General features: G+C 67.7%; 29 protein-coding genes. 16 read left to right on the top strand and 13 right to left on the bottom strand.

The window, feature by feature from the left end; all coding sequences use genetic code 11:
• Positions 1-71: 71 nt before the first annotated feature.
• On the top strand, positions 72-1,469 hold the full coding sequence (locus tag PSR88_RS23575) for a cytochrome P450 (RefSeq protein ID WP_029539615.1): 1,398 nt from the start codon (positions 72-74) through the stop codon (positions 1,467-1,469).
• Positions 1,470-1,540: 71 nt separating this feature from the next.
• On the opposite strand, the gene lhgO is transcribed toward PSR88_RS23575, so the two are convergent.
• Complete coding sequence (lhgO, locus tag PSR88_RS23570; RefSeq protein ID WP_011596985.1) at positions 1,541-2,746, bottom strand: L-2-hydroxyglutarate oxidase; 1,206 nt, start codon at positions 2,744-2,746, stop codon at positions 1,541-1,543.
• Positions 2,747-2,790: 44 nt separating this feature from the next.
• On the opposite strand from lhgO, the gene PSR88_RS23565 reads away from it, so the two are divergent.
• The 12 genes from PSR88_RS23565 (at position 2,791) to PSR88_RS23510 (ending at position 13,201) form a co-directional block, all read left to right on the top strand.
• Positions 2,791-3,063, top strand: a complete 273-nt coding sequence (locus PSR88_RS23565; RefSeq protein WP_009477697.1) for a helix-turn-helix domain-containing protein — start codon at positions 2,791-2,793, stop codon at positions 3,061-3,063.
• 80 nt (positions 3,064-3,143) lie between these two features.
• Positions 3,144-3,719 (top strand): ATP-dependent Clp protease proteolytic subunit, encoded by a 576-nt coding sequence (locus tag PSR88_RS23560; protein WP_029539616.1) that lies wholly within the window; start codon positions 3,144-3,146, stop codon positions 3,717-3,719.
• A 146-nt stretch (positions 3,720-3,865) separates the two neighbouring features.
• Complete coding sequence (gene hypF / locus PSR88_RS23555; RefSeq protein WP_016884042.1) at positions 3,866-6,172, top strand: carbamoyltransferase HypF; 2,307 nt, start codon at positions 3,866-3,868, stop codon at positions 6,170-6,172.
• A 44-nt stretch (positions 6,173-6,216) separates the two neighbouring features.
• Positions 6,217-6,966 carry a HypC/HybG/HupF family hydrogenase formation chaperone gene (locus PSR88_RS23550; protein ID WP_016884043.1) on the top strand — a complete coding sequence of 250 codons (750 nt, stop codon included), beginning with the start codon at positions 6,217-6,219 and terminating at the stop codon, positions 6,964-6,966.
• A complete protein-coding gene (locus PSR88_RS23545) occupies positions 6,963-7,655 on the top strand; it encodes an SIS domain-containing protein (protein ID WP_011596981.1) in 693 nt (230 codons plus the stop codon). Before PSR88_RS23550 ends, PSR88_RS23545 begins: the two co-directional genes overlap by 4 nt.
• Positions 7,652-8,752, top strand: a complete 1,101-nt coding sequence (hypE, locus tag PSR88_RS23540; RefSeq protein WP_016884044.1) for a hydrogenase expression/formation protein HypE — start codon at positions 7,652-7,654, stop codon at positions 8,750-8,752. Before PSR88_RS23545 ends, hypE begins: the two co-directional genes overlap by 4 nt.
• A 26-nt stretch (positions 8,753-8,778) precedes the next feature.
• The gene (locus tag PSR88_RS23535; RefSeq protein WP_005244643.1) at positions 8,779-9,051 is read left to right on the top strand and encodes a HypC/HybG/HupF family hydrogenase formation chaperone; all 273 of its coding nucleotides are present in this window, start codon (positions 8,779-8,781) and stop codon (positions 9,049-9,051) included.
• Positions 9,052-9,076: 25 nt separating this feature from the next.
• Positions 9,077-10,204, top strand: a complete 1,128-nt coding sequence (hypD, locus tag PSR88_RS23530; RefSeq protein ID WP_005258643.1) for a hydrogenase formation protein HypD — start codon at positions 9,077-9,079, stop codon at positions 10,202-10,204.
• A 24-nt stretch (positions 10,205-10,228) separates the two neighbouring features.
• Positions 10,229-11,020, top strand: a complete 792-nt coding sequence (locus PSR88_RS23525; RefSeq protein WP_037197687.1) for a DUF6390 family protein — start codon at positions 10,229-10,231, stop codon at positions 11,018-11,020.
• Positions 11,021-11,056: 36 nt separating this feature from the next.
• Positions 11,057-11,557: a hypothetical protein gene (locus PSR88_RS23520; RefSeq protein WP_016884045.1), complete on the top strand. Its 501-nt coding sequence runs from the start codon at positions 11,057-11,059 to the stop codon at positions 11,555-11,557.
• Positions 11,558-11,584: 27 nt separating this feature from the next.
• The gene (locus PSR88_RS23515; RefSeq protein ID WP_029539618.1) at positions 11,585-12,157 is read left to right on the top strand and encodes a hemerythrin domain-containing protein; all 573 of its coding nucleotides are present in this window, start codon (positions 11,585-11,587) and stop codon (positions 12,155-12,157) included.
• 96 nt (positions 12,158-12,253) lie between these two features.
• The gene (locus tag PSR88_RS23510) at positions 12,254-13,201 is read left to right on the top strand and encodes a ScbA/BarX family gamma-butyrolactone biosynthesis protein (RefSeq protein ID WP_016884047.1); all 948 of its coding nucleotides are present in this window, start codon (positions 12,254-12,256) and stop codon (positions 13,199-13,201) included.
• On the opposite strand, the gene PSR88_RS23505 is transcribed toward PSR88_RS23510, so the two are convergent.
• The gene (locus tag PSR88_RS23505) at positions 13,198-13,845 is read right to left on the bottom strand and encodes a ScbR family autoregulator-binding transcription factor (protein ID WP_029539619.1); all 648 of its coding nucleotides are present in this window, start codon (positions 13,843-13,845) and stop codon (positions 13,198-13,200) included. The genes PSR88_RS23510 and PSR88_RS23505 overlap by 4 nt on opposite strands.
• Positions 13,846-13,880: 35 nt before the next feature.
• On the opposite strand from PSR88_RS23505, the gene PSR88_RS23500 reads away from it, so the two are divergent.
• Positions 13,881-14,858: an NAD-dependent epimerase/dehydratase family protein gene (locus PSR88_RS23500; protein ID WP_016884049.1), complete on the top strand. Its 978-nt coding sequence runs from the start codon at positions 13,881-13,883 to the stop codon at positions 14,856-14,858.
• A 136-nt stretch (positions 14,859-14,994) separates the two neighbouring features.
• Positions 14,995-15,786: a hypothetical protein gene (locus tag PSR88_RS23495; RefSeq protein WP_016884050.1), complete on the top strand. Its 792-nt coding sequence runs from the start codon at positions 14,995-14,997 to the stop codon at positions 15,784-15,786.
• Between the two features lie 9 nt (positions 15,787-15,795).
• On the opposite strand, the gene PSR88_RS23490 is transcribed toward PSR88_RS23495, so the two are convergent.
• From PSR88_RS23490 to PSR88_RS23440, 11 genes are all read right to left on the bottom strand, one after another.
• Positions 15,796-16,050 carry a HypC/HybG/HupF family hydrogenase formation chaperone gene (locus PSR88_RS23490; protein ID WP_007300869.1) on the bottom strand — a complete coding sequence of 85 codons (255 nt, stop codon included), beginning with the start codon at positions 16,048-16,050 and terminating at the stop codon, positions 15,796-15,798.
• Between the two features lie 3 nt (positions 16,051-16,053).
• On the bottom strand, positions 16,054-16,566 hold the full coding sequence (locus PSR88_RS23485) for a hydrogenase maturation protease (protein WP_011596973.1): 513 nt from the start codon (positions 16,564-16,566) through the stop codon (positions 16,054-16,056).
• Between the two features lie 7 nt (positions 16,567-16,573).
• Entirely contained in the window at positions 16,574-16,693 is a 120-nt protein-coding gene (locus PSR88_RS23480) for a DUF6893 family small protein (protein ID WP_016884051.1), read from the bottom strand.
• Positions 16,690-18,117 carry a hypothetical protein gene (locus PSR88_RS23475; RefSeq protein WP_016884052.1) on the bottom strand — a complete coding sequence of 476 codons (1,428 nt, stop codon included), beginning with the start codon at positions 18,115-18,117 and terminating at the stop codon, positions 16,690-16,692. The genes PSR88_RS23480 and PSR88_RS23475 overlap by 4 nt, the downstream gene beginning before the upstream one ends.
• On the bottom strand, positions 18,114-18,761 hold the full coding sequence (locus PSR88_RS23470; protein ID WP_016884053.1) for a DUF6084 family protein: 648 nt from the start codon (positions 18,759-18,761) through the stop codon (positions 18,114-18,116). Before PSR88_RS23470 ends, PSR88_RS23475 begins: the two co-directional genes overlap by 4 nt.
• Positions 18,758-19,396 carry a DUF5947 family protein gene (locus tag PSR88_RS23465; RefSeq protein WP_011596970.1) on the bottom strand — a complete coding sequence of 213 codons (639 nt, stop codon included), beginning with the start codon at positions 19,394-19,396 and terminating at the stop codon, positions 18,758-18,760. Before PSR88_RS23465 ends, PSR88_RS23470 begins: the two co-directional genes overlap by 4 nt.
• Positions 19,396-20,352 (bottom strand): NifU family protein, encoded by a 957-nt coding sequence (locus PSR88_RS23460; protein WP_011596969.1) that lies wholly within the window; start codon positions 20,350-20,352, stop codon positions 19,396-19,398. The genes PSR88_RS23465 and PSR88_RS23460 overlap by 1 nt, the downstream gene beginning before the upstream one ends.
• A gap of 10 nt (positions 20,353-20,362) precedes the next feature.
• Positions 20,363-22,156, bottom strand: a complete 1,794-nt coding sequence (locus PSR88_RS23455; protein WP_009477678.1) for a nickel-dependent hydrogenase large subunit — start codon at positions 22,154-22,156, stop codon at positions 20,363-20,365.
• Positions 22,157-22,213: 57 nt separating this feature from the next.
• Complete coding sequence (locus PSR88_RS23450) at positions 22,214-23,269, bottom strand: hydrogenase expression protein HypE (protein ID WP_005258614.1); 1,056 nt, start codon at positions 23,267-23,269, stop codon at positions 22,214-22,216.
• A 160-nt stretch (positions 23,270-23,429) separates the two neighbouring features.
• Positions 23,430-24,227 carry a hydrogenase nickel incorporation protein HypB gene (gene hypB / locus PSR88_RS23445; RefSeq protein ID WP_016884054.1) on the bottom strand — a complete coding sequence of 266 codons (798 nt, stop codon included), beginning with the start codon at positions 24,225-24,227 and terminating at the stop codon, positions 23,430-23,432.
• Positions 24,228-24,233: 6 nt separating this feature from the next.
• Complete coding sequence (locus PSR88_RS23440; RefSeq protein ID WP_007300861.1) at positions 24,234-24,563, bottom strand: hydrogenase maturation nickel metallochaperone HypA; 330 nt, start codon at positions 24,561-24,563, stop codon at positions 24,234-24,236.
• A 140-nt stretch (positions 24,564-24,703) separates the two neighbouring features.
• Between PSR88_RS23440 and PSR88_RS23435 the strand changes: the two genes are divergently transcribed.
• The gene (locus tag PSR88_RS23435) at positions 24,704-25,966 is read left to right on the top strand and encodes an ATP-binding protein (protein WP_011596966.1); all 1,263 of its coding nucleotides are present in this window, start codon (positions 24,704-24,706) and stop codon (positions 25,964-25,966) included.

Here is a 25,966-nt window from a genome sequence, read left to right as displayed (position 1 = left end):
GTTCAGTAAGGGGTACCTTGCGTACTAGACATCAATTCAGTAACGCAGGCCACATCGACACGGGGGTCGACATGAGCGTCGAATCACTGCACACCACGGCGGATGCGACCATCCCGCATCCTCGATGGCGGCTTCCCGTCGTCGGCGACGTCTTCGGGATCAGCATCCGCACTCCCTTGCAGAATTCGATGGAGATCGGCAGAAAACTCGGGCCCATCTTCGAGCGCAACGTCCTCGGCAATCGGTTCGTATTCGCCTCCGGTGCCGACATGGTCGCAGAACTCTCCGACGAATCCCGGTTCGCGAAACACCTCGCACCCGGCGTCGCGTCGTTGCGCGAGGTGGGCGGCGACGGATTGTTCACCGCGTACAACCACGAGCCGAACTGGAGCAAGGCGCACAACCTCCTCGCCCCGGCGTTCACGAAATCCGCGATGCGGTCGTATCACCGCACGATGCTGGATGTCGCAGGCGAACTGACGGAGCACTGGGACGAGCGGGTGGACGGCTCCCCCGTCGACGTGTCCTCCGACATGACGAAGCTGACGCTCGAGACCATCGGCCGCACCGGCTTCAGCTATTCCTTCGACTCGTTCGGACGCGAGCGCCCGCACCCGTTCGTGCAGGCGATGGTCGGTGCGCTGAGCCATTCGCAGCGCACCACGTTCGTGAAGTCCAGCGCGCTCGGGCGCCTGCTGATGCGACGGTCGGATCGACGCAACATCGCCAACCTCGAACACATGGCCGAGGTCGTCGACGAGGTGATCCGCGCCCGCCGCGACAGCGCCGAGGACGGTCCCGAGGACCTGCTCGAACTCATGCTGCGGGCCGCCCGGGAGAACGACCCCCATCGCATCGACGAGTTGAACATCCGCCACCAGGTGGTGACGTTCCTGGTCGCGGGACACGAGACCACCTCCGGTGCACTGTCGTTCGCCCTGTACTACCTGTCGCGGCATCCCGACGTCCTCGCGAAGGCGCAGGCGGAGGTCGATGCGGTCTGGGGCGACGAAGAGCCCGCATTCGAGCAGATCGCGAAGCTCCGCTACGTGCGCCGGGTGCTCGACGAATCGTTGCGGCTGTGGCCGACAGCCCCCGCGTACGGCAGGGAGGCGACCGTCGACACCACCCTCGTCGGCAAGTACCCGATGAAGGTCGGCGACTGGGTGCTCGTCCTCATCCCCGCCCTGCACCGCGACCCCGTGTGGGGTGACGATCCCGAGGCGTTCGACCCCGACCATTTCCTCCCCGAGCGCATCCGGTCCCGCCCCGCGCACGTGTACAAGCCGTTCGGGACCGGCGAACGCGCCTGCATCGGAAGGCAGTTCGCCCTCCACGAGTCGGTCCTGGTCCTCGGCACGATCCTGCGTCGATACGACATCGTGGGCGACCCGGACTATCGACTGAAGGTCGCCGAGCGCCTCACCCTCATGCCCGAGGGCTTCACGCTGCAGCTCCGCCGGCGTTGACCCCCGCTTCGGTCGCCCAATGTCACATCGGTCTACTTCGACTGCACCGATGTGACATCGGGCGAAGCGTGTCACGTGGTCGCGCGGGCCAGAGCTTCCGTCACGACGTGTTCGGCGATGGCGAGGGACGACGTCGCACCCGGTGAGGGCGCGTTCCGGACGTGGATTACGCGTTCCGACCCGGTGATGACGAAGTCGTCCTCGAGGCTGCCGTCGGCGTTCATCGCCTGAGCGCGGATGCCCCGGGGCCCACGGGTGACGTCGGAGCGGCGCACGTCGGGCACGTACTTCTGCGCCTCCTTCACGAACTGGCCCGTGCTGAGGACGGTGCGGGCCTCGCGGACCGCCGCCGCGGTGTTGTGCACGGCGAACCGCCAGAACCCGGGAAACCCGACCGCCGACATCACGTCCGACGCCGACCATCCCCGATGGTCGTACGCCTCCCGCCCGAAGGAGAGAAAGGCGTTCGGTCCGAGCATGATTCGTCCGTCGATCCGCTTGGTGAGGTGAACGCCGAGGAACGGGTACCGCGGGTCCGGAACCGGGTAGATCAGCCCCTTCACGAGCGAGGACCGCTCGGGTTCGAGCAGGAAGTAGTCGCCGAAGAAGGGCACCACGCGAGGCGATCGCGGTTCACCGGACATCAGTGCCACCCGGTCGGACTGGAGTCCGGCGCACGTGACCACCAGGTCGAAGACCTCACTGCCCTGCCCGGTGGTGACCACCGTTTCCGCGGTCCGGCTGTCCAGGCCCACGACCTCCCGGCCGAGGAGCACGCGTCCACCCGCGGCGGTGATGTCCGCGGCGAGAGCCTCCGCGACCGCCACGTAGTCGATGATCGCGGTGTGCGGCGAGTGCACGGCGGCGACTCCCCGCGCGTGCGGTTCGATCTCGGGGATCTCCTCCCCCGCGACCTTGCGGATGCCGGGGACCCCGTTGGCCACCGCTCTGTCGAAGATGGCGTCCATCCGCGCCACTTCGGACGAGTCGTGGGCGACCACCACTTTGCCGCATTCCTCGTAGGCCACGCCCTTGTTCTCCGCGTACTGCTGCAGGAGGGTGACACCACGTCGGCACAGGCGCGCTTTGAGGCTGCCCGGCAGGTAGTACAGGCCGGCGTGGACGACGCCGCTGTTGTGTCCGGTCTGGTGGGCCGCGACCCGGGTCTCCTTTTCGAACAGCGTCACCTCGACGGCGTCCATGCGGTGCAGAAGTTCCCGGGCGACCGCCAGACCGATGATGCCGCCGCCGATGACGGCGGCACGAATCTTCGCCATGAGCACCCCTCCGTATATACCGTTTTCGAGATACCATCGATGGTATGTCGACCACCCCTCGACGCACGTCTTTTCCCGGACTGGAGCACCTGTCCGATCGGCGTCGAGCGCTGCTGGACGAGCTCGTCACCACCCGCCGCGAGCACGGCCTGACGCAGACGGAGATCGCCGCGCACATGGGCACGTCGCAATCGGCCGTGGCACGGCTCGAACGCGGCGACGTCGACCCCCGCCTGTCGACGCTCGAACGGTATGCGGAGGCCGTGGGCCGGACGGTCGACTGGACGATCTCAGCGCATCGGGAGTCATCATCATGATCTGGCCACCACCCACCCCACCACCGGTCCCGCCGTTTCACACGCCCTGGCAGCCGGACCCCCGGCAACCACCCGCGCCGATGCCCGTCACGTCCGTGCCCGCTCCCGCTCCCGGTCCCGACTGGCTGGCCGAGCGCCTGTTCGACAAACGGATCGTGTCGCTGACCGGCCGACTCGACTCCGAGGCCACCAACCGTGCGGCGGCGTCGCTCGCGTTGCTCGACGCCTCGGGCGACGGGGAGGTCCAGTTGTGGCTGCACGGCGTCGACGCCGACGTCGACGCGGCCGCCACGCTCCTCGACACCCTCGACCTGATGGGGGTTCCGCTGCACGTCCACTGCCGCGGCGACGTCCGCGGTATGGCGGTCGCCCTCCTCGCGCCCGCCGACCGCCGGACGGCGGCGTCGCACGCCACGTTCCACCTCCGTGAACCGCAGACCTCCTGCACCGGTCCGGCGTCGGACGTCGCCATCGCCGCCGAACACCACGAGCAGCAGCTGCGGCGGCTGCAGCAGCGGATCGCCGACTCCTGCGGGCGCCCCGTCGACGCGGTGAGCGGTGACATGCGGGACCACCGGATCCTCACCGCAGACGAGGCGCGCGACTACGGGTTGATCGACGCCGTCACCGGCGCGCGCTCCGTCGACGGCGAGTAGACCGGCAGCCGCACTCCTTTTCGGCTCCCGCACACGTTTTCGGGCGCAATTTCGGGTGCGCGAACCGAGAAAGAGTGCGTCTGTGCCGCCGGACGTCCACGGGAGGACTCTTGCGCCCCGCACCTCGACGGGGGAATCATCCGAGGATGACGGTCGAACGATCGCGCATCACGGTCCACGGGGTCGTGCAGGGGGTCGGCTTCCGCCCGTTCGTCGCGCGACTGGCCGACGACCTGGGACTGCACGGCCACTGCGGCAACGACGACGTCAGCGTGTTCATCGAGATCGAGGGCAAGTCCGCGTCGGTGTCCGAGTTCGTGCGCCGGCTGCGCACGGACGCGCCGCCGATGGCCGTGATCGTCGACGCGGTCGCCCAGCCCGTGCCGGTGCGCGGCGACGAGTCGTTCCGGATCATCGACAGCAGGCACGTCCCCGGTGCGCGGACGCTGGTGTCGCCGGACGTGGCGACCTGTGCGGATTGTCTTCGCGAACTGGCCGATCCGCACGATCGGCGGTATCGCCACCCGTTCGTCAACTGCACCAATTGCGGGCCCCGGTTCACGGTGATCACCGACCTCCCCTACGACCGGCCCAACACCACGATGGCCGAGTTCCCGCTGTGCGCGAAATGCCTCGCCGAGTACCGCGACCCCGCGGATCGACGGTTCCACGCCCAGCCGGTGTGCTGCCCCGACTGCGGTCCGCACCTGTTCGCCGAGGTCGACGGGCACCGGATCGACGGGGACGACGCCGTCCTCACCGCGGTGCAGGGGGCGTTGCGGGACGGCCGGATCGTGGTGGTCAAGGGCCTCGGCGGATTCCACCTCGTCTGCGATGCCGCGAACCCCGTCGCCGTCGAGACTCTGCGGGCGCGCAAGCACCGCCCGGACAAGCCGTTCGCGGTGATGACCGCGGACCCGTCCGCCGCCGCCGAGCTGTGCGAGATCTCCGAGCCCGAGAGCGCACTGCTGCGACACGCGGCCCGGCCGATCCTGTTGCTGCGCAAGAAGAACACTGCGTCGGTTGCCGACGGCATCGCACCCGGGATCGACGACCTCGGCGTGATGCTCCCCTACACCCCGCTGCACCACCTCCTGTTCACCCGGACCCCCGGCGCCGGCGTCGACCCACCGCGGGTGCTGGTGATGACGTCCGGCAATCTGAGCGGCGAACCCCTCTGTTTCGACAACGACGACGCCCGCACTCGATTGGCGGACATCGCCGACGTGTTCCTGATGCACGACCGCCGCATCGCGGTGCCCTGTGAGGATTCCGTGCTCGCGGTCGAGGCCGGGGCGGTGCTGCCGATCCGCCGCTCGCGCGGGTTCGCACCGCTGCCGGTCGTGCTCCCCGCGCACGGCCCGGAGATCCTCGCGGTGGGCGCGGAGATCAAGAACACCTTCTGCCTGACCCGGCAGGACTACGCGTTCTGCTCGGCGCACCTCGGCGACATGGGCAGCCTGGAGAGTCAGCGCGCCTTCGAGACGTCGGTGCGGCAGTTGACGCATCTGCACGGGATCACCCCGGAGGCCGTGGTCGCCGACCGGCACCCCGGATATTCGACGCACCACTGGGCCCGGCGCTACAGCGACAGGACCGGCGTCCCCCTGCTCACCGTGCAGCACCACCACGCGCACGTCGCGTCGCTGATGGCCGAACACGGACTGGTCGGGACGACGGTGCTCGGTGTCGCGTTCGACGGGACCGGGTACGGCTGCGACACCACCGTGTGGGGCGGCGAGCTCCTCGTCGTCGGCCCGAACGTCCTCGACACGAGGAGGGTGGGACACATCCAGCCCTTCTCGTTGCCGGGCGGTGACGCCGCGGTCCGGAATCCGGTGCGGGTGGCTCTGGCTCTGCTGCACGAGTGCGGGATCACCGACGTCGACGGGTTGCCGTGCGTGGAGGCGATCCCCACCACGGAACGCGCGGCCGTGGAGTCGCAACTTCAGTCGGGTCTCGGTTGCGTCAGGACGACGAGCGCGGGCCGCCTGTTCGACGGCGTCGCGTCGCTGCTCGGGGTCCGGCACCGGGTCACCTACGAGGCGCAGGCGGCGATCGAACTCGAGGCCCTCGCCCGGACTGCCCCGCACCCGGCTCCCCTGGTCATGGAAGTGCAGAACGACCAGCTCAGGCTGCCTCTTCTGCTGTCCGGACTGGTCGCCGGACTCCGCGACGGGACCCCGCCCGCGGCCCTCGCACTGGGCTTCCACCATGCCCTCGCCGCCGCCACCGCCGACCTCGTCGACCGGGCCGCCACCGTGACCGGCGCGTCGACGATCGGACTCACCGGAGGAGTCTTTCAAAACCGTTTATTCCTCGCACTGGTGAGAGCACACTGGGAGAGCAGCGGTTATCGAGTCCTCACCCACCACCGGGTGCCTCCCAACGACGGAGGACTCTCCCTCGGCCAGGCGGTGATCGGTGCCGCGGCAACCATGCGCGGACCGTGACGTCGGCAGCCCCCGACCGGCCGGTCCGGGACGGGAGCTAGTGAATGACCACCACCGCAGAGGCGGGCGGGCACCTTGTCGACACGGACCTGTCTGCGGATCTCGCCGCCGCAGCATTGTCACTCGCCCGCAGATTCCATGACGGCGCGACACTCTGGGTGATCTCACCCCAGTGGGAACCACACGCCCATCACGTCGCCGTCGAATTCGTGCATCCCGTGATCATGGGCAAACGGGCGCTGCCGTCGGTGGCACTCGTCGAACCCGATCCGGTGGCGCAGGCCCGGGTGGCGAGCAGGCCCGGCGACATCCTGCTGGCCGTGGCGTCGGCGAACGAACCCGCCGTGGTCGACGCGATGCGCCGCGCACCGGCGTGGGGCGCGATGACGCTGTGGATCGGGGCAGGCCCCCGACCTCCGGCCGGTGCGGCGAACCACATCCTCTGGGTCGACTCGGAGGATCCGATGGTGCCGGCCACTGGGCGGTTCGTCCTCATGTATCACCTGCTGTGGGAACTCACCCACGTCTGCTTCGAGCACTCGGGACTGCTGAAACCCGACGCCGAGGAGTGCGACGAGACGGTCTGCGTCACGTGCAGCGACGAGGGTCGTCTCGGTGAGGTGGTGATCGAGCCGGCCGAACCGCTCGGACCCGCCCTGGTCCGCACCGCCGCGGGCGAGGAGTGGGTGGACGTCAGCGTCCTCGGCGACGTCCAGCCCAACGACCTCGTCCTGGTGCACGCGGGTGCCGCGATCACACGACTCGACGACGCCGGTCAGGAGGCGAACCGATGACGACACACGACTCGGAGAGCACCAGCTTCCTCTACCCGTTCATCGACTCGGAGGAAACCGACGCCCAGAGCCTCCTCGACGACCTCGCCGCGTCCGCGCGAGGGAAGGCCGCCGAGAGCGCGCGCCTGCAGAAGGAGTCCCTCGACGAGTACGGCGACGGACTGACCGCGGCCGGCATCGACATGGCCGACAGGTTCCGTCGCGGCGGCCGGCTCTACACGTTCGGCAACGGTGGCAGCTCCACCGACGCCGCCACGCTGGCATCGCTGTTCAGCCGTCCCGCCCGCGGACGTCCGGTGGCGGCGTGGTCGCTCGCCGCCGATCAGGCCGTGGTGACGGCGCTGGGCAACGACGTCGGGTTCGATCTGATCTTCAAGCGGCAGATCATCGCCCACGCCCGGGACCGCGACGTCGCGATCGCATTGTCGACGTCGGGCAACTCCGACGACCTGATGACCGCGCTCACCGAGGCGAAACAGCGGGGGCTGCTGACCATCGGGTTCGCGGGCCACGAGGGCGGCCGGATGGCGGCGATGGCGTCCGCCGGCGAACTCGACTTCTGCTACACCGTCCACTCGCAGAGCATCCACCGGATCCAGGAGAGCCACGCGATGCTCGGGTACCGGCTGTGGTCGGTGGCCCAGGAACACATGACGCGGCCCGCTCCCAACTCCGTGGAGGCTTCATGAGCACCACCGAACCGGCCACCTCGGCGGAACGCGAAGACCGGGTCCTCGAGCGGATCGACAAGTTCCGGCAACGCCGGCCGCGGCTGCTGGACGAGGTGGTGACCCTCGCTCACGGTGCGGGCGGGAAGTCGTCGGCGGCCCTCGTCGACGCGGTGTTCGTCGAGGCGTTCCGCAACGAGGAACTCGAGCAACTCGGTGACGCGGCCGCGCTCACCATGCCCTCGGGTGAGCGGCTCGCGTTCTCCACCGACTCGTACGTGGTTCAGCCACTGCGTTTTCCCGGCGGCTCCATCGGGCATCTCGCGGTGCACGGGACCGTGAACGATCTCGCCGTGTCCGGTGCGCGCCCGCAGTGGTTGTCGGCGGCGTTCGTCATCGAGGAGGGTTTCCCGATCGCCGAACTGCGGGAGATCGTCGCCGACATGAGCGAGGCGGCCGTCCTGTCCGGAGTGCAGATCGTCACCGGCGACACCAAGGTCGTCGGCAAGGGCGCCGCCGACGGCGTCTACATCTCCACCGCCGGTGTCGGTGTCATCCCGGAGGGCAGGCGGCTGTCGCCCGATCTCGTGCGTGCCGGCGACAAGGTTCTGTTGTCGGGCACCATCGGCGCACACGGCATGGCGGTCATGCTCGCCCGCGGTGACCTGGCGATCGAGGCCGACATCGCCTCCGACACGGCCCCGGTGAACGCGCTGGTGGAGACGCTGCTGGAGGCGGCCCCGTCGACGAGGTGGATGCGGGACGCCACCCGCGGCGGCGTCGGCACCGTGTGCAACGAACTGGCTCACGCCTGCCAGCTCGCGGTGATCGTGGACGAGCAGTCCCTGCCCATCGAGCCGCAGGTGCTGGGCGCCTGCGACATGCTCGGCATCGACCCGCTGTACGTCGCGAACGAGGGGAAGTTCGTGGCCGTCGTCGCGGCGGACGAGGCGGATGCGGCCGTCGCGGCGATGCGAGCCCACCCGCGGGGAGCCGATGCGACCGTGGTGGGCGAGATCCTGGCCGAACCGCCCGGCATCGTCGCATTGCGAACCTCGTTCGGCGGCAGCCGGATCGTCGACATGCTCGTCGGTGACCCGCTCCCCCGAATCTGCTGAAGAACAGCCCGAGAAGGAGAACCACGATGTGTCTGGGGATACCCGGTCAGGTGGTCGACATCGTCGACGCCGAACAGCATCTGGCCAAGGTGGACGTGAACGGCGTCCAGAGAACGATCAGTGTGCGACTGCTCGCCGAAGAAGGTCTCGTCGTCGGTGACTGGGTGCTCGTGCACGTCGGTTTCGCGATGGCGAAGATCGACGAGATCGAGGCGCAGCTGACGCTCGATCAGGTGCAGAAGATGGGCGCCGACTACGTGAACGAGATCGACGCGTTCAACTCGTCCGAAATCGCGTGACAACAGCAAGAATGAGGTAACAGGGATGAAGTTCGTCGACGAATTCCGGGACCCGGCGGCGGCTCGCGCCCTGGTCAAATCCATCACCGAACTGGCCCGTGGCGACGAGTTCAAGTTCATGGAGGTGTGCGGCGGCCACACCCACACCATCTACCGTCACGGCATCGAGCATCTCCTGCCGGAATCGGTCGAACTGGTGCACGGACCGGGCTGTCCGGTGTGCGTCATCCCCATGGGCCGTGTCGACGACGCCATGTGGCTTGCCGAACAGCCCGGCGTCATCTTCACGACGTTCGGCGACATGATGCGGGTGCCCGGATCCAAGGGCAATCTCATCGAGGCCAAGGCCCGCGGCGCGGACGTCCGCTTCGTGTACTCGCCGCTGGACGCGCTGAAGGTGGCACTCGACAATCCCGACCACCAGGTGGTGTTCTTCGCCGTCGGGTTCGAGACGACGGCGCCGTCCACCGCGGTGACGTTGGTGCGCGCGCGGGCGCTGGGCGTGAAGAACTTCAGTGTGTTCTGCAACCACGTCACCATCGTGCCGCCGATCAAGGCCATCCTCGAATCCCCCGACCTGCGGTTGTCGGGCTTCCTCGGCCCGGGCCACGTGTCCACTGTGGTTGGCCTGCGGCCGTACCGGTTCGTGTCCGAGGTGTACGGCAAACCGATGGTGGTCGCGGGCTTCGAGCCCCTCGACATCCTCGCGTCGGTGCACATGCTGCTCCAGCAGATCCGGGAGGGCCGCTGCGAGATCGAGAACCAGTACAAGAGGGTGGTGCGCGCGGAGGGCAACGTGCAGGCGCTGAAGTTGATGGCCGAGACGTTCGAACTGCGTCCGCACTTCGAATGGCGTGGGCTCGGGTTCATCTCGCAGAGCGCGCTCAAGGTCCACCGGAACTACGCCGAGTTCGACGCCGAGGAGAAGTTCTCGATGCCGGGGGTGCGGGTGGCTGATCCGAAGGCGTGTCAGTGCGGTGAGGTCCTCAAGGGCGTCATCAAACCGTGGGAATGCAAGGTGTTCGGGACGGCCTGCACACCGGAGACGCCGATCGGCACGTGCATGGTGTCGCCCGAGGGCGCGTGCGCCGCGTACTACAACTTCGGCCGGCTCCACCGCGAGACGGCGCAATTGCTGGGTCAGCGAGGCTGACCGGTGATGCCGCGCGAACACAGGATGCCGTCCGGGCACCGTGTGTTCGCGCAATACGCGAACGCCCCGAATGCCCTGGGCTACTGCGGTCCTCCCGGTTCGGAGCGCCTGCAGGCGGTCGCGTGCGGTGAGGCGCCGGACACCGATGTGGTGGCGCTGGCGAAGCAGTTCAGCGGCGCCTGGCCGTACCAGGAGGTGATCGCCCAGCTCGCCGGAATCCCGGACCCATTGGACGAGAGGGTTGTTCGAGCCTACTGGACGTCGGACGAACTCTCGGGCCGCATCGACCGCGCCGAGTTCGGCGCCGCCCTGCTCGCCCGCCTCGCCTCACAGGCCGGCCACTACTGGAAACACCTCACCGAGGACCTGCTCGGGGAGTCGGCCCCCACCCACAACTTTCACGTGTTCGGCGTGTACCCGTGGTCGAGGTTACTGAACACCGGAATGCCTCAGCCGCTGCAGGTTCTCGACTCGTGCCGCATCCGCTGGGGTGAGGTGGTCGGAATCGACGCCGATCGTGCCGTCGTCCGGTCGCGCCGCCTGTCGTGGGACGGCACCCGGTTGTCCCTCGGCCCCGAGCAGGACGACCCGGCCGACTACCGCGTGCCCGAGGGGGCTTTCGTGAACGACCTCACCGTGGGCGACCGGGTGGCCGTGCACTGGGATTTCGTGTGCGACCGTCTCGATCCGGATCGGGTGGACCGGTTGCGCGAGCAGACGGAATGGCAACTTGCACAGACCAATCAGCGCCTGCTTCGGCAAGCGGTCCCGGCCTCACGGAAACGGACCGGCGACAACGTTTCCCAGTTACCATGACTACAACTCACGGCCTGTGGCCGGATCGGAGCAGACATGAAGAAGATCCTGAACTCACTGTCCGAAGACGAGTTCGTGCTGATCCGCGAGACCAAGAAGGCTCAGATGGCCGACTTGGACGAGGACAAGCTGATCAAACTGCACACCCGCGTTCGCCGTGCCCGCAACAAGCACGTCAAGCTCTATCGCCAGGAAGGCGCAGCGAAGGTCGCGGACAAGGGCGCGCGCGGAGCCGGTAAGGCGGCCAACACACGCAACGCCGACAAGGTGGAAGTCTTCGAGGCAGCGCTGAGCAGGGTGAGCGGCCAATTGGCGACGGCTGCCCGCGCAAGCGCACGCGACCTGAAGGACGCGCGACTCGCCCGCGCCCGGAGCGACGCCCCGTCCTTCAGCGAGCTCGGCGACAGCGACGGCAAGGTCGGGTCGTCCGGCAAGGCGCGCGTCGACGCCACCCGGAAATCCTCCGGCCGCAAGAAGTTCGAAGCATCCACCATCGCCGCAGGTGCACGGCGGCAAGCGAAGAAGGACAAGCGATAAGTCCGATGTGCGACGATGGATCGCATCATGCCTGACATCATCGAGTTGATCTTCGCCGACCATGAGTGGTTCCGACGACAGTTCGCCGCACTGGACGAATTGAAGGCGCACCGCCGGGTGGATATCACTGCCGTCGAGGCGGTGTGGACGCCGTTGGCGAAACGCCTGGATCTGCATGCGGCAGCCGAAGAGGAAATCTTCTATCCCCAGCTTCTTCGCGTCGGCGAGGAGGACGCCGAGGCGGAAACCCTCGACGCGATCGGGGACCACAACGACATCCGCGACGGCGTCCGAGCCGCGGCGGGATACCCCATCCTCTCCGAGGAGTGGTGGGCGGAAGTCGACCGAACGCGCCGGGCCAACGACGAGCACATGGCCGAGGAGGAACGCGAGGGCCTCGCTGACTTCCGGGGCGCATCGGGGGATCTTCGCGAGTCGCTCGGGCGGCGCTTCGCCGAATACTTCCTCGTTCACCGTTCCACCAGGGATGTGGACACCTCGGACAAAGATCCGCAGGAGTACGTCCGGGAGGTCGAGGAGGAACTCGACGAGGGCAGCAGCGCGGGGTCACTTCGGATCGGAAGCTTGAAGGGCCGGTAGCGACGCACTCCCCACATCACAGACCGCGCGGTCTGTGTTCTATAGTTCGGCGGGTCCGCGGCATCGGGCCGACCGGTTCTGTGGGGAGATGGGGTTGTGGCGCGAGTTTCCCGTCCGATGCCCGATGCGCTTCCCCCGATGTCGTTCGAGCGGACCGTGCCGCGCAGGTACGTCCATCGCCAATCCGTGGCCGAGGTCTTCCTCACCGACTGTGTGTCGCTACCGGGGCCGGATCGGTTCGTGGTCGCCGCGCAGTGGCCCCGCCTGCACGGCTTCTACCGCGCCCGGGATGGGCGCTACGACACGATGCTGCTGGCGGAAACGCTCCGGCAGACCGCGATCTACCTGGGACACACCCGCTTCTCCGTCCCGCTGCCGAACCGGTTCGTCATGCAGCATCTCCGGGTGCAGGCGGTGCCCGGCGCGCTCGCAGTGGGCACGGCGGCCGCCGACGTGATCGTCGAGGTCGCCGTGTCCGAGCATGTGTACCGCGGCGGGGCGCTGTCCGCCTTCCGCGTGGACCTGCGGTTCCGGCTCGGCGGACAGAACGTGGGCACCGCGACGGGTCATGCGTCAGTGTTTCCGCCGGCCGCGTACTCGCGGGCCCGGTGGGGTGAGCGCGGGCCGCGGTCGATCGGGGCGCCGTGGTGTCCCGCACCCGGCCCGGCGGGGCTGGTCGGTCACGTCGACGACGCACACGTCGTCCTGGGTCCCCGGTGTTCCGAGAACGAGTGGGAGTTGCGAATCGACGACGCGCACCCCGTGCTGTTCGACCACCCGTGTGATCACATTCCCGGGATGCTGATGCTGGAGGCATTCCGGCAGGCCGCCTACGCCCGGCTCGGCGTGCCGGAAGCGCACCTCGTTTCCCTGGGCGCCACGTTCCACCGTTTCGCCGAAGTCGACGAGCGAGCCACGATCCGGCTGGACGTCGTCGACGACGGCGCGCTGTCGATCCGCGGATCGTTGGTGCAGGGCGGACTGGCGGTCGTGCGAGGGACCGCGGCGCTGGCCCCTACCGCGGTGAGCGCATGCGCTCGCTAGTCGGCGTCGTCGGGTGTCCAGCGGGCCCGGCGGATCCGGGTGATGTCCTGATGCCGGGCCGCGGGCATGATCCCGGGGAGCAGGAACCCCCACATGTCGTCGACACGTTGCTCGAGGTCGGTGCGCTGCGTCAGCACCTGGGAGACGGTCTGGACACCGGTGAAGGCGCCGATGACGAACCGCGCCAGCCTCGGCGGGTCGATGTCCGCGAGGAGATCCCCCTGGTCGACGGCCCGCGTGGCGAGCATCTCGCAACTGTTGATCCAGTCGAGATAGGGGTCGGCGGGGCCCTGGTCGTCGGCGCTGAGTTCGAGGGTGATCCGGATACCGGCCCGCACGATCGGGTCGTTCACGATCTGCCGGGCCATCTCGTGACAGAGCATCACGATCTGCTCGATCGCCGAAACCTGCTCGCGGCCGATCGCCTCGACCGACGCGATGGAGATCCGGTGTTGCTCACCGATGATGAACCGCGCCAGGTCCTCTTTCGAGCGGAAATGGAAGTACAAGGCCCCCTTCGTGATTCCGGCGTTCTCGACGATGTTGCCGAGTCTGGCTCCTTCGAACCCCGACTTCTCGAACATCTCCGCCGCCCCGCGGACGATCTGCTGTCGTGTCGCCGCAGCACGCGCCTGCTGAACCACGTTCACACCTTTCCCTGCCGCACGAGAGAAGAACGATGACGATGAAAGCACGGACTACGCGCCCATTGCCCGGAGAGACGGTACCAGCGTCGACCGCGACCGACGATGGTCGAACACCCTCCACGCCGGTCCGTGTCGCGGTGGTGGGAGCCACCGGCTTCGTCGGATCGGCCACCGTGACGGCACTGGCGTCGGCCGGAATCCACTGCACCGCGGTGGCGCGCACACCTTCACAGTCCGAGATTCCGGGCGTCGTGTCGGCCCGGGCGGATCTCACCGATCCGGCGAGCCTCGAAACGGCGCTCACCGGCGCCGATGTCGTGATCCATGCCGCCTCCCACACCGGGAACGACCCGGCGCACTGCGTCACCGTCAACGTCGCGGGCACCGAGAATCTGCTTGCCGCGGCGGCCCGGAACGGCATGAACCGGGTGATCTATGTCAGCACCATCGGCGTGTACGGGTCCGGGCCGCACACCGGAATCGGTGAGTTCGAGGCCACGCCCGCACCCGTCTCGGCGCTGAGCGCGAGCAGGCTGACCGCCGAACACCGCGTCCTCGAACGGGGTGGTTGCGTCGTCCGGCCCGGCTTCGTCCACGGCCCCGGCGACCGCTGGTTCGTCCCCGGCTTCATCCAGATAATCGAGGCGTTGGGGGCCTGGGTCGACGAGGGACGATCCCGGATCTCGATCATCGCGGTGAACGATCTCGCCCGGCTCCTCGCCGCCCTCGCCGCGCAGTTCCCCGCACGCCCCGGCGACGTGTTCCACGCCTGCCACCCCGACTCGGTGACCGTCCGCGAACTCGGGCACGCACTCGCGGACTCGGGCCGCCTCCGGTTGCCTGCCACGAGCCTCACCTTCGACGACGCGTTGACCGCCGGCGCCCGGCACGGCCTCACCGAACGACACCTCGACCTGATCGGCCGCGACCACTGGTACGACCCCAGCCGCCTGTGGACCGTCACGGGTGCGAGCGTCGACCACGGTCCCCTGGACCGCTTCCGGGCGTGACGTCCGTCGACGAGCCCGGGGACGGCCACGGGCTCGGACTCTCCGTCGAGCGGAACATCCCGTCTTCGTCCGCCGTCCGCGAGCGGGGTGTATACCCGGATAGAGGATGATTTCCCCCACCTGACGGAGTGTCGAGATGGCCCTTCTCGCCGAGATCGTCGTGGACACCGAAGGCGACAGCCGGGTAGTGGTCCTGTTTCCCATGATGTGGTTGTTCTTCGCTGTCCTGGTCACTTTCGTCGTCACCCGGACCATCACCCGCCGTATCCGGTCGCGGTCGGGAGCGGCGCCAACGGACGACGGCGCGGAGCCGGGGGGCGGTCTGATCAACGACATCACCGTCGGCGGCGTGCACCTGCACCATCAGGTTTTCGGGATCCTGTTCATGACGCTGGCCGGGCTGGCGCTGATCGCGACCACCCCGGAGGGCACCGCACTCAACGTGTTCGCCGCCCTCTTCGGAGTGGGCCTCGCGCTCACCTTCGACGAGTTCGCGCTGTGGGTGCACCTCGACGACGTGTATTGGAGCACGTCCGGCCGGAAGTCGGTGGACGCGATCTTCTGCGCGCTCATGATCACCGGTCTGATGATCGGCGGCGCCGAACTCGTGACCGGCCGGATCGGCACCCCGGAGTGGTGGTCGTCGATCGGCTATCTGGCCATCTCCCTCGCCATCTCGGTGATCTGCATGCTCAAGGGCAAGTTTGTCACCGGGATCGTGGGGATCGTGTTCCAGCCGGTGGCGATCATCGGCGCCATCCGCCTCGCCAAACCCGACTCCTGGTGGGCGATGCGCCGCTACCCGAACAAACCGCGCCGGATGGCCCGTGCCCGGTCACGATTCGGCGAGCGCTACCACGCCCGCTGGAACCGGGCACGCGACTTCGTCGCCGGACCACCCGACGTCCGTGAGGCCGGGATGCGGTGATCTGCGCCGTCAGTCGTCGTCGGCCGTCCGCGACCGCCCCATCATCTCCAGCCCGGCCATCGCCTTCTCGGCGCCCGCCTCGTCCACCTTCTCCATGGCGAAACCCATGTGGATGACGATCCAGTCGCCCGGTTCCAGGCTGACGTCCTCGGGCAGCATACCGACGTTCACCTTGCGCTGTTCGCCGACGACGTCGACGAGCGCGAGTTGGTTGCCGTAGCCTTCCAACATGCGCACCACCTGACCGGGAATACCGAGACACATGATTCAGCCCTCCGTCCCGTCCGGTTGCAGCGTTGCCGCGGAGTCGGACTCCAGCAGTTGATCCACGATGTCGAACACCAAGTCGACGGCCTGTCCGACGGCGGCCTCGACCCGCGGTGAGAGCCCGATTCCCTCGCCGGTGTTCGCCACCTGGCAGCCGAGGACCACGGTCCGCGGCAGGGTTCCGCCGAGCGCGCGCAGACTCCCGAACACCGCCCCCGGATCCATGCTGTGCGCGTCCAGCGGCGCCGCCGGGACGGAATCGGGCCCCACCTCGAATGCCCTCAGCGCGCCGGGCTCACCACGGCCGGGCACCGCGTCCACCAGCAGCAGGGCGCCCCAACCGTCGAGCAGCTCGTAGGCCAGATGCGTTCCACGAATGCCGAAATCGACGGCGCGGACTCCCGGCGGCAGCGTCCTCGTCGCGACCCCGCGCAGCACCTCGGGTCCGAAACCGTCGTCGCCGAAGAAGATGTTGCCCACACCGGCAACCAGAACCCGCCTGCCCACCGTCACGTGCGTCTCACATTTTCCGGATACGCAGATATCGCCTGATGTCGGGGATCGCGATGACGGCGACCGCTACGCCCGCGACCGCAACCAACGCCAGAGCCGCGGTGGTCATCTCTCCGAGAATCTTCATGACTGTCCATCCTTTCCGGTGTCTGCCGAGACCGGCTCCACCTCGTCCGGGGCGAAGTACAGATACCGTCCGTACCACTCGTGCAACTCCGACGCAGGGTCGTCCTCCAGCACGACGCCGACGTGGGTGCCACCGTCGACGTCGGCGTGCACGGTCACCACGCGAGCCAGCTGTCCCGCGAAGAACAGGTCCTGGGCGTCGGCGCGCCGCGACGGGTGGATCCGCACGACAGTGCCCTTCGCCACCCGGACGCCGTTCACGATCACGCCGTCGACGTCGGGGCGAACGGCTGTGTCGGCGTCCGGATCCCACCACGGCGTATCGTCGGTCAGTTCCGGGACGAGCCCCATGTCGGGGAGGCCCGTATCCGGGAGGTGCGGGTCCGGGAAATCCGGGTCCGGGAGGTGCGGATCTCGGAGGATGCCGTGCATCTGGGCGAGCGTCGCGGGCGACATCTGGTCGCACCGGTCGATGATTTGGGCGGCGAGCGGGTCGGTGGCGCGGGCCTGCCGCTTCTCCTCCTCGGTGAGGGTCATGACGCGCAGTGTGAGGATCTCGTCGATCTCGGTGGCGTCGAACAGTGCCCCGTCGCTCTGCTCGGCCACCTCGGGGTGGTCGTACAGGATGATCGGCGACACCAGGACGAGATCCGTCTCCCCCGGCAGCCCGGCCAGTACCGGGTAGCACCGTTCGTGCGCGCACGTTCCCGCGAGTTGCTCCGCCTCCGCGGGAGGTTCGAGGAGTGAGACGAACTCGGTGTTCTCCGCCGCCAGGATCAGATGGGCGCCGATCAGCGACTGCCGGATCGCCGAGTCCTTGTCCCAGCCGGCGGCGTCCTGCGCGGTGGTCGCGTTCTCGACCGACACCCGCACGCGGTTCAGCCTGTCGACGCCGTCGCTGCCCACCGTCACGACCGCGTGCGCGGGCCACCGGGTGCGCACCACCCGGCCGGCGAGGGATCCGTCCTCGTCCCGCAGTTCCTCCACCTCCGTGCCGCCGTCGATGTGGACGTCGAGACGACGTTCGCCCGGCCACTCCGCGGGGCGCAGGATGCCGAGATCGAATTCGCGCTCCACCGCCTCGTCCCAGCTGAGCCAGCTCGCGCCCGCGACCGTCAGTTCGTCGACGGGAACGAACTCCGCCGAGTCTGCGTCCACGCGTTCGATGCTGCGCACCTGAAGCTGCAGGAAGCGGAGGGTGACGTTGACCCCCGCTCCGTCGCCTGCCTGCATCAGGGTCTGACAGGACATGCGCGGTTCCTCGCCGACCCCCGACTCCGCCGCACCCGACGGTCCGAGGACTCCGAACTGCCACCGCGACTGATTCTTCGACGAACTCGCACGATACGGATACAGCAGGTAGCCCTCGTACAGGACCGCGTCAGCCACGGCACGTACTCGCTGCAGGGACGCCGGGGAGATCATGCGATCACCTCCCCGGCTCCCTGCAGCAGGTCCGAAATGGCGACGTCCAGTCCGATCAGACCGTGCGCCGCCTTGTAGCGCGCCAGCGCGGCGAGCGTGTCGTGGTGGAGGCGCACCCACCCCGTGTTCGGGTAGTGCGCCTGAACCAGTTCGCGCCACACGCCGACCGGCAGGTCGTAGGTCGACTCGCGGTCCCACGGGATCCGTTCCACCCCGAAACCGGCGACCCCGCGAGTGAAGACCGTTCCGCTGAACAGGAACACGAGCGGCACCGTCGACCCGGCCTCGTCCAGGGCGTGCAGATACTTCGAGGCCGTCACCTCGAAGTCGTACGTGCACGGCAGCGGCAACTCCACCACACTCGACCCGGTGAACCCCTGGGCCACGGTGCTGGTCTGCATCCATTGGAAGGGTTTGAGAGTGGCCGTCCACCGCTCGCGGGGCCCGAACAGATCGAGGAGGCCCTCCGCCTCGCCGTCCGTGTAGCGGCGGCGTTGCGGGTCGATGCGGACCTGGCAGCGGACGGCCATCGCGTGTACGGTGGCACCGCTGGACTCCGTCACCTCTACTCGCGCAGTGAGATTCGGCGCAACCGCGAACGGCTCCGGGAACACGTCCTCCACGCGGAACGACAATTCGGTCACGTCGGCTCCTTCGCGACGCGACTGCGCGCACGCACCGTCTCGAAGAACGTGTCGATGACCCGGCGGGCGTCCTGGCCGCCGTCGAACCCCCGCCACACCTGCCGCAATTCGCCCACCAGCTGGTAGCAGGCGTCGATGGGGACGAGGTAGCACTCGGGGTCGCCGTGCTCGGGGACCCGCAGGAGCAACGCCTCCGTGTCTGCGGACAGCCGGCCGAGGGCCGGGTTGGCCGCGAGGACGCTGTCCCAGGCGTCGAGCGGCAGCTCCGATTCGGTGGCACCTGCCGGTCCGGGATAGAAGGCGACGGTCTTGGCCAGCAGCGAGTTCCGGAACACGAAGGCGAGCCCGACAGGGATCTCCAGTTCGTCCCAGCGGCCCGGTGCGAGTTCGAAGTCGGGGAACGACAGGTAGCGGTCCGGGACGGCCCGGAAGCGCAGTTCGGCGCTCTCGTCGGTGAACAGCAGGTAGCACCCACGGCACACGCACATCAGTTGCCGGTCCTGAACGTTCACGACGTGCTGATGGGCGTCGGCGATCGGCACGGCGCACATGTCGCACCGTTCCCCGATCACCGGTGCGGGCCGTTCGGACGCGATGCGCTGCAGGATGCGCAGTCCGTTCCCCGACGGGCTCATCACGCCACCTCCGCGGCGGGCACCGCGACGGAGACGACGCCGTCACGGACGAGGACCGGCAGCGGCGACAGCGTGTCGGCATCGGCGTCGCCGTCGAGACGGAGGCCTGCTCGGCGCGGGTCGAAGTGCGCCCGGCACGACGGACAGCGCAGCACCGCGTCACCCACCTGCCCGCCCGCTTTCCGTTGCAGCGTGGCCCCGGCCAGCGAGTTGGTGCAGGCGGCGCAGCGGTCGCGGTAGGCGAACAACTGCTCCCCGATCCGGCACACCAGAATCGGGAGCCCGGCCACGGAGAATCCGGCCACCTCCCCGGGCGTGAGGTCCTCGAGTTCGGGCACCGACACCCACGTCCCGGTACCGCTCGACCCGTCCGATCCGTCCGGATGAACGTGGGAGAACAGCGATTCCGCGGAGATCAGCCCCGAACCGGCCGCGGGGGTGGCACCCACCACCTCGATGTCCACGGTCTCCGGTGCGGCGGCCAGCACGGCGTCCTTGACGGCGAGTTCCAACGTCACCGCCGAGGACGGGCAGCTCTGGCAACTGCCGGTCAGCCGAAGCCGCACCACACCCTCCACCACGCCGAGCAGTTCGACGTCACCGCCGTGTGAGCCCAGGTAGGGGCGCACACTGTCGAGCGCGGTGGCGACCCTCGTCTCGACGTCGTGCGGATGAAGTCCGTTCACCAGCAGCAGGCTGGCCACCAGTTCGTCGGCGGCCAGTCGTTCGACGAGGTCGTCGTCGCGCTCGCCGATGATCTCGAGGACACGCTGCAGCCCGGCGCCGTAGAGTTCGACCACCTCGCGGACCAGTTGCTCGGCGCGCTCACGTGCCACCGAGCCACCTGTCGAACTCGCGTCCAACAGGCTGTCGATCCTCTCGCCGGCTGTCCGCCACCGATCGGGGTCGTCTCCTACTTCGTCACTCCCCCACGTCTCCGATCCGCCACGCTCCATGCGTACCTCGTCACTCGCCGGTCACGGACTGGGTGGGCGAATGCAGCTTCTCCAGCGTCTTTCCCTCACCGAGATACATGTGCACACCGCAGGGCAGGCAGGGATCGAAACTGCGGACGGTCCGCATGATGTCGATGCCCTTGAAGTGCTCCCGATCGTTCTCCTCGAAGATCGGCTGACCCTGCACCGCGTCCTCGTACGGCCCCGGCGTACCGAAGCTGTCGCGGGGATTGGCGTTCCACGGGGTCGGCGGATACGGGTGGTAGTTCGCGATCTTGCCGTCGCGAATCACCATGTGGTGCGACAGAACTCCGCGCACCGCTTCCGTGAAGCCGCAGCCGATGCCCTCGTCGGGGACCTCGAACTTCTCCCACGTCTTCGTGTGCCCGGCCCGGATCTCGGCGAGCGCCTTCTCCGCGAAATGCAGCGCACACGCCGCCGCGTAGGCCTGGAAGTACGTCCGCGCCCGGTCACGCTCGATCGTGTTGCTGCCGTACCGCGGGATCTTCCATTCCAGCTCGACCGGGCCCTTCAGCGCGGTCTTCGGCAGGTTGATCTTCACGCTGTGACCGGTCGACTGCACGTACCCGATGTCGACGAGACCCGCGAGGGCGGTACTCCAGAGCCGGGCCAGCGGCCCGCCGCCGGTGTCCAGCGCGAGATGGTCCGTGCCGTCGAACCACCGCGGCGACATCACCCAGCTGTACTTGTCCTCCATGTCGCGTTTCTGCGGGTGCGGGTTGGTGTGCTGGTTCCACGGATGCCTGCGGTCGACCGGGTTCCCGAGCGGATCGTTCTTCACGAACATTTCCTGGTCGGTCCAGTCGTCGTAATAGGAACTGCCCAGCAGGATTCGGATGCCCAGATTGATGTCGACGAGGGACGTGGTGATCAGTTTGCCGTCGACCACGATGCCGGGCGTGACGAACATGGCCCGTCCCCACTTCTCCATGTCCTTGTAGGAGAAGTTGCACACCGCGGGATCCTGGAAGGATCCCCAGCAGCCGAGGAGCGTCCGGCGCAGGCCGACCTTCTCGTAGCCGGGCATGGCCTCGTAGAAGAAGTCGAACAGGTCGTCGTGCATGGGGACGACCTTCTTCATGAACTCCACGTAGCGCATCAGACGCGTCGTGTAATCGGTCATCAACTGGATCGTCGCGACCGTGCCCACGCCACCCGGATACAGGGTGGACGGATGGACGTGCCGACCTTCCATGAGGCAGAACATCTCTCGCGTCCACCTGCTGACCTGCAACGCCTCCCGATAGAATTCACCGGTGAACGGGTTGAGCGAACGCATGATGTCGGCGATGGTCTTGTAGCCGTGCTCGCCGGCGTGCGGCGCCTCGGTCTTCTCGGCCTGCGCGAGCACCCCCGGATTGGTCTCGGACACCATCTTCTCGCAGAAGTCCACACCGACGAGGTTCTCCTGAAAGATGTTGTGGTCGAACATGTATTCCGCGGCCTCGCCGAGGTTGACGATCCACTCGCCGATGTGCGGGGGCTGCACACCGTAGGCCATGTTCTGGGTGTAGCACGAACACGTCGCATGGTTGTCACCACAGATACCGCAGATGCGGCTGGTGATGAAGTGGGCGTCGCGGGGATCCTTACCCTTCATGAAGATCGAATAGCCGCGGAAGATCGACGAGGTGCTGTGGCACTCCACGACTTCCTTCTGTTTGAAATCGATCTTCGTGTAGATGCCCAGGCTGCCCACGATGCGCGTGATCGGATCCCACGCCATCTCGACCAGGCCGTCGGATTCCGACTTGTGCGAAGGTTCCGGAATGATCGTTGTCATCGACGTACCTCTCAGTGTTCGAGGCCGTCGGACTACCGCCCGAGACCCCGAGCGGGACTACCAGGTGCGTGTGGCGCCCGTGGTCAGTTTCGTACCGCGACTGCGCCAGTGCGGCTCTTTGTCCAAAGTGGTCTTGGTGATCTTGCGGAGGCTCCGAATGGCGGATCCGTACAGTCCGGACGCCGCGGCGGAGATCTTGCCGCCCGGCGGTTCGTCCATGAACGGCATGAACTTGTCCGGGAAGCCCGGCATCGTGCACCCGATGCAGATACCGCCCACATTCGGGCACCCACCGACACCGTTGATCCAGCCCCGCTTCGGGACGTTGCACTTGACGACCGGACCCCAGCACCCCAGCTTCACGATGCACTTGGGCGAGCCGTACTCGGTGGCGAAATCACCCTGCTCGTAGTAGCCGGCGCGGTCGCAGCCCTCATGCACCGTGGCCCCGAACAGCCACTGCGGACGCAGAGCGTCGTCGAGCGGAATCATGGGCGCCTGCTCGGTGGCCATGTAGAGGAGATACGTCAGCGTCTCCGACAGGTTGTCCGGTTGGATCGGGCAGCCGGGAACGCAGACGATCGGGATGCCCGCCTTCGACTTCCAATCCCAGCCGAGATAGTCGGGAACGCCCATCGCACCGGTCGGGTTACCCGCCATCGCGTGGATACCGCCATACGTGGCGCACGTGCCCGCCGCGACGATCGCCGTCGCCTTCGGAGCCAGACGATCGAGCCATTCACTCGTCGTCACCGGCTGGCCCGTCTCGGGATTGTTGCCGAACCCGCACCAGTAACCCTCGTCGTGAAGTTGCTCGTTCGGGATGGAACCCTCCACCACCAGGACGAAGGGTTCGAGCTCGCCGCGATCCGCCTTCCAGAACCACTCCAGGAAGTCGTCGGCGCCGCCCTCGGGGCCGTTCTCGAAGTCGATCAGCGGCCAGTGAACGGCCACTTTGGGTAGGCCCGGCAGGGCTCCCAGAGCAATCTCCTCGACACTGGGCTGCGTCGCAGCCGTCAAGGCCACCGAATCGCCGTCGCAACTGAGTCCCGCATTGATCCACAGCACGTGAATCAGGGTGTCCTCGGCGTTGATTGCTTCCTGTGTCGGCATATCAGGTCGCTTTCCGGAGTGAACACAACTCCTGTCGCCACCGGAGTCGACCGTCGGCCCACCTGTGTGGCGCTGATATTTATTTAGCTCCGCCGTCGAGCGGATGTCAACGGTCCTCGGCGCGTCGCACCGCGCAGTTCGACCCCGTCGTGTATGGGCGTCATTGCTTCGCAATCCAGTCGTACCACTGCGCAATGCCCTGACCCGTCGTCGCCGACAGCGTGATCATCTGCAGGTCGGGGTTCACCGACCGTGCGTACTTCGTGCAGAGATCGACGTCGAAGTCCACGTACGGCAACAGGTCCGCCTTGTTCACGATCACCAGGTTCGCCGCCGCGAACATGTGCGGATACTTGAGCGGCTTGTCCGTCCCCTCGGTCACCGAGATCACCACCACCCTGCTCTTCTCACCGAGATCGAACAGTGCCGGACAGACCAGGTTCCCCACGTTCTCGATGAACAGCAGCGAGTTGGGCTCGGGGTCGAGGGCGGTCAGCGCGTCCCGCATCATCTCGGCGTCGAGGTGACACCCGGCTCCCGTGTTCACCTGCACCACAGCACATCCCGTCGCCTTGATGCGGTTGGCGTCGAGCATCGTCTCCTGGTCACCCTCCACCACCGAGACGCGTCGCTGCCCACCGATGTCGGCGATGGTGCGTTCGAGGAGAGTCGTCTTCCCAGACCCCGGCGAACTCATCACGTTCAGGGCGAGCACCCCGCGCCCCGCCAGCCAGCCCCGGTTGCGCTCCGCGGTGAGGTCGTTCTTCGCCAGCACCTTCTGCTCGAGGGTCACCGTCTCGGTCGCAGGCTCGTGCGGGTGTTCGTGGGTGTGCTCGTGGTCGTGGTCGTGCGGATGCTCGTGATCGTGCGGATGCTCGTGGTCGTGGTCGTGGGGGTGCTCGTGGGGCACCGTGATCCTGGTTCCGGTCTCGTCTCCGCATCCACAGGTGGCACACATTTTGCGTCAGCTCACTTCCATCGAGAGGATTCGTAGTTCCCGACCCGACGTGACCTCAACGTCCGCACTTCCGCACGGGCACAGCAACACCAGGTCCGTGAGCGCGAAGTCCGCGCCGCACTCACGGCAGTGCGCACCGCCCGGGGTGTGGTCGATGTCGAGACGGGCACCGTGCGCGACGGTCCCTTCGGTGACCAGTTCGAAACAGAACTGCATCGAATCGGCGACCACGGCCGTCAACGCCCCCACCTGCACGCGCACACTGTGGACCGTCCGTCCCGCGGCGGTCTCGCAGACGGCGTCGACGACGCTCTGGGTGATTGCCAACTCGTGCATCACGGCCCCGTTCAGGACTCGTCACCTGTGGATTCGAGCGTAGCGCTTCGCGCCCGTGAGTACTTATCAACCGCGGGCGGTTAATAAGTACTCACAGCAGACGTAGTCTGAGGATCCGCCATCCACATCAGGGAGGGCGCATGGACGCCTGGAGCATCCGAGACTTCGAACCGGAGGATCTCGAGTCCGTCGTGCGCATGGACAGCAGTTCCACCACCACAGACCAACCGCCCCTGTTCGCGCTGTCGGACGTGGTCGGAAGTCTGCTGAACCGTCACCCGGCGGTCGTCGCGACGAAGGACGGTCTCATCATCGGGACGGCGGTCGCTCGCGTCGATGAGGACCGCGCCTGGGTCATGCGCCTCTCCCTCGATCCCGAATGGCGTGCCCAAGGGCTCGGCAGCGCCCTGCTGTCGCAGCTCGAGCACCAGCTCCTCGCCAGAGGAGTGCGGCGGGTGAGCGCGCTCCTCCCCGAAGGTGAGACCGGTGCCACCGCGCTGAGCAATTCCGGATTCACCGCCCGCAGCGGAGTCACGTACTACGAGAAGCTCGGGACGGTGTCGCCCCGTACGGCCGGGGTCCTGGCGACGCTCGGCGGCGCGGTACCGCCCGCCGGACTGTGGAAACAGGTCGCCGGCATGTCCCGGGAGAAGTCGCTGATCGAACGCAAGATCGTGCTCCCCCTGTCGCGGCCCGCGCTGGCCGCCGACCACGGCGTGGCACCGCCGCGCGCCGTGGTCCTGTTCGGACCACCGGGAACCGGGAAGACGACGTTCGCGCGTGCCATCGCCAGCCGGCTCGGCTGGCCGTTCGTCGAACTGTTCCCGTCGCGGCTCGCGGCCGGCGAGAACGGTCTCGCTGCCGGTCTCGGAGAGGCGTTCACGTCGATGGGCGAACTCGAGCACGTCGTCGTCTTCATCGACGAGGTGGAGGAGGTGGCGGCGCGGCGCAGGCCCGGATCGCAGTCAGTCGGGGTGGTGAACGAACTGCTGAAATCGATCGTCCACTTCCGTGAACGCGGCGGACGGTTGCTGGTGTGCGCCACCAATTCCGTTCGCGCACTGGATGATGCGTTCCTACGTCACGGACGTTTCGACTATGTGCTGCCGATCGGCGCGCCGGACGCGGAGGCCCGGCACGCACTGTGGGAGCGGTACCTCGGCAACGAGCAGGTCGACGTGTCCGCCCTCGTCGCCGCGACCGAGGGTTACACGCCCGCCGACGTCGCGCACGCGGCACGGACCGTTGCGCAGGCGACGTTCGAGTGCAGCGTCGACTCGGGGGGACGCTGCCATGCCGGTACCCAGGACTACCTGGACGTGATCGGCACGGTGCGTCCCACCCTCACCGCCGAGATGATGCAGGCGTTCACGGAGGACATCGCCGGTCACGCCCGCACCTGA

The sequence above is a fragment of the Rhodococcus sp. DK176 genome (assembly GCF_038447315.2).
In the GTDB taxonomy this organism is placed as follows: Bacteria; Actinomycetota; Actinomycetes; order Mycobacteriales; family Mycobacteriaceae; genus Rhodococcus_F; species Rhodococcus_F jostii_A.
This window is presented reverse-complemented; position numbering and strand designations above follow the sequence as displayed.

Excerpts from the sequence above, each read along its gene's own strand:
- PSR88_RS23575 (WP_029539615.1), top strand. The coding sequence starts at position 72 with ATGAGCGTCGAATCACTGCACACCACGGCGGATGCGACCATCCCGCAT.
- lhgO (WP_011596985.1), bottom strand. The coding sequence starts at position 2,746 with ATGGCGAAGATTCGTGCCGCCGTCATCGGCGGCGGCATCATCGGTCTG.
- PSR88_RS23565 (WP_009477697.1), top strand. The coding sequence starts at position 2,791 with ATGTCGACCACCCCTCGACGCACGTCTTTTCCCGGACTGGAGCACCTG.
- PSR88_RS23560 (WP_029539616.1), top strand. The coding sequence starts at position 3,144 with ATGCCCGTCACGTCCGTGCCCGCTCCCGCTCCCGGTCCCGACTGGCTG.
- hypF (WP_016884042.1), top strand. The coding sequence starts at position 3,866 with ATGACGGTCGAACGATCGCGCATCACGGTCCACGGGGTCGTGCAGGGG.
- PSR88_RS23550 (WP_016884043.1), top strand. The coding sequence starts at position 6,217 with ATGACCACCACCGCAGAGGCGGGCGGGCACCTTGTCGACACGGACCTG.
- PSR88_RS23545 (WP_011596981.1), top strand. The coding sequence starts at position 6,963 with ATGACGACACACGACTCGGAGAGCACCAGCTTCCTCTACCCGTTCATC.
- hypE (WP_016884044.1), top strand. The coding sequence starts at position 7,652 with ATGAGCACCACCGAACCGGCCACCTCGGCGGAACGCGAAGACCGGGTC.
- PSR88_RS23535 (WP_005244643.1), top strand. The coding sequence starts at position 8,779 with ATGTGTCTGGGGATACCCGGTCAGGTGGTCGACATCGTCGACGCCGAA.
- hypD (WP_005258643.1), top strand. The coding sequence starts at position 9,077 with ATGAAGTTCGTCGACGAATTCCGGGACCCGGCGGCGGCTCGCGCCCTG.
- PSR88_RS23525 (WP_037197687.1), top strand. The coding sequence starts at position 10,229 with ATGCCGTCCGGGCACCGTGTGTTCGCGCAATACGCGAACGCCCCGAAT.
- PSR88_RS23520 (WP_016884045.1), top strand. The coding sequence starts at position 11,057 with ATGAAGAAGATCCTGAACTCACTGTCCGAAGACGAGTTCGTGCTGATC.
- PSR88_RS23515 (WP_029539618.1), top strand. The coding sequence starts at position 11,585 with ATGCCTGACATCATCGAGTTGATCTTCGCCGACCATGAGTGGTTCCGA.
- PSR88_RS23500 (WP_016884049.1), top strand. The coding sequence starts at position 13,881 with ATGACGATGAAAGCACGGACTACGCGCCCATTGCCCGGAGAGACGGTA.
- PSR88_RS23495 (WP_016884050.1), top strand. The coding sequence starts at position 14,995 with ATGGCCCTTCTCGCCGAGATCGTCGTGGACACCGAAGGCGACAGCCGG.
- PSR88_RS23490 (WP_007300869.1), bottom strand. The coding sequence starts at position 16,050 with ATGTGTCTCGGTATTCCCGGTCAGGTGGTGCGCATGTTGGAAGGCTAC.
- PSR88_RS23480 (WP_016884051.1), bottom strand. The coding sequence starts at position 16,693 with ATGAAGATTCTCGGAGAGATGACCACCGCGGCTCTGGCGTTGGTTGCG.
- PSR88_RS23475 (WP_016884052.1), bottom strand. The coding sequence starts at position 18,117 with ATGATCTCCCCGGCGTCCCTGCAGCGAGTACGTGCCGTGGCTGACGCG.
- PSR88_RS23465 (WP_011596970.1), bottom strand. The coding sequence starts at position 19,396 with ATGAGCCCGTCGGGGAACGGACTGCGCATCCTGCAGCGCATCGCGTCC.
- PSR88_RS23460 (WP_011596969.1), bottom strand. The coding sequence starts at position 20,352 with ATGGAGCGTGGCGGATCGGAGACGTGGGGGAGTGACGAAGTAGGAGAC.
- PSR88_RS23455 (WP_009477678.1), bottom strand. The coding sequence starts at position 22,156 with ATGACAACGATCATTCCGGAACCTTCGCACAAGTCGGAATCCGACGGC.
- PSR88_RS23450 (WP_005258614.1), bottom strand. The coding sequence starts at position 23,269 with ATGCCGACACAGGAAGCAATCAACGCCGAGGACACCCTGATTCACGTG.
- hypB (WP_016884054.1), bottom strand. The coding sequence starts at position 24,227 with ATGTGTGCCACCTGTGGATGCGGAGACGAGACCGGAACCAGGATCACG.
- PSR88_RS23440 (WP_007300861.1), bottom strand. The coding sequence starts at position 24,563 with ATGCACGAGTTGGCAATCACCCAGAGCGTCGTCGACGCCGTCTGCGAG.
- PSR88_RS23435 (WP_011596966.1), top strand. The coding sequence starts at position 24,704 with ATGGACGCCTGGAGCATCCGAGACTTCGAACCGGAGGATCTCGAGTCC.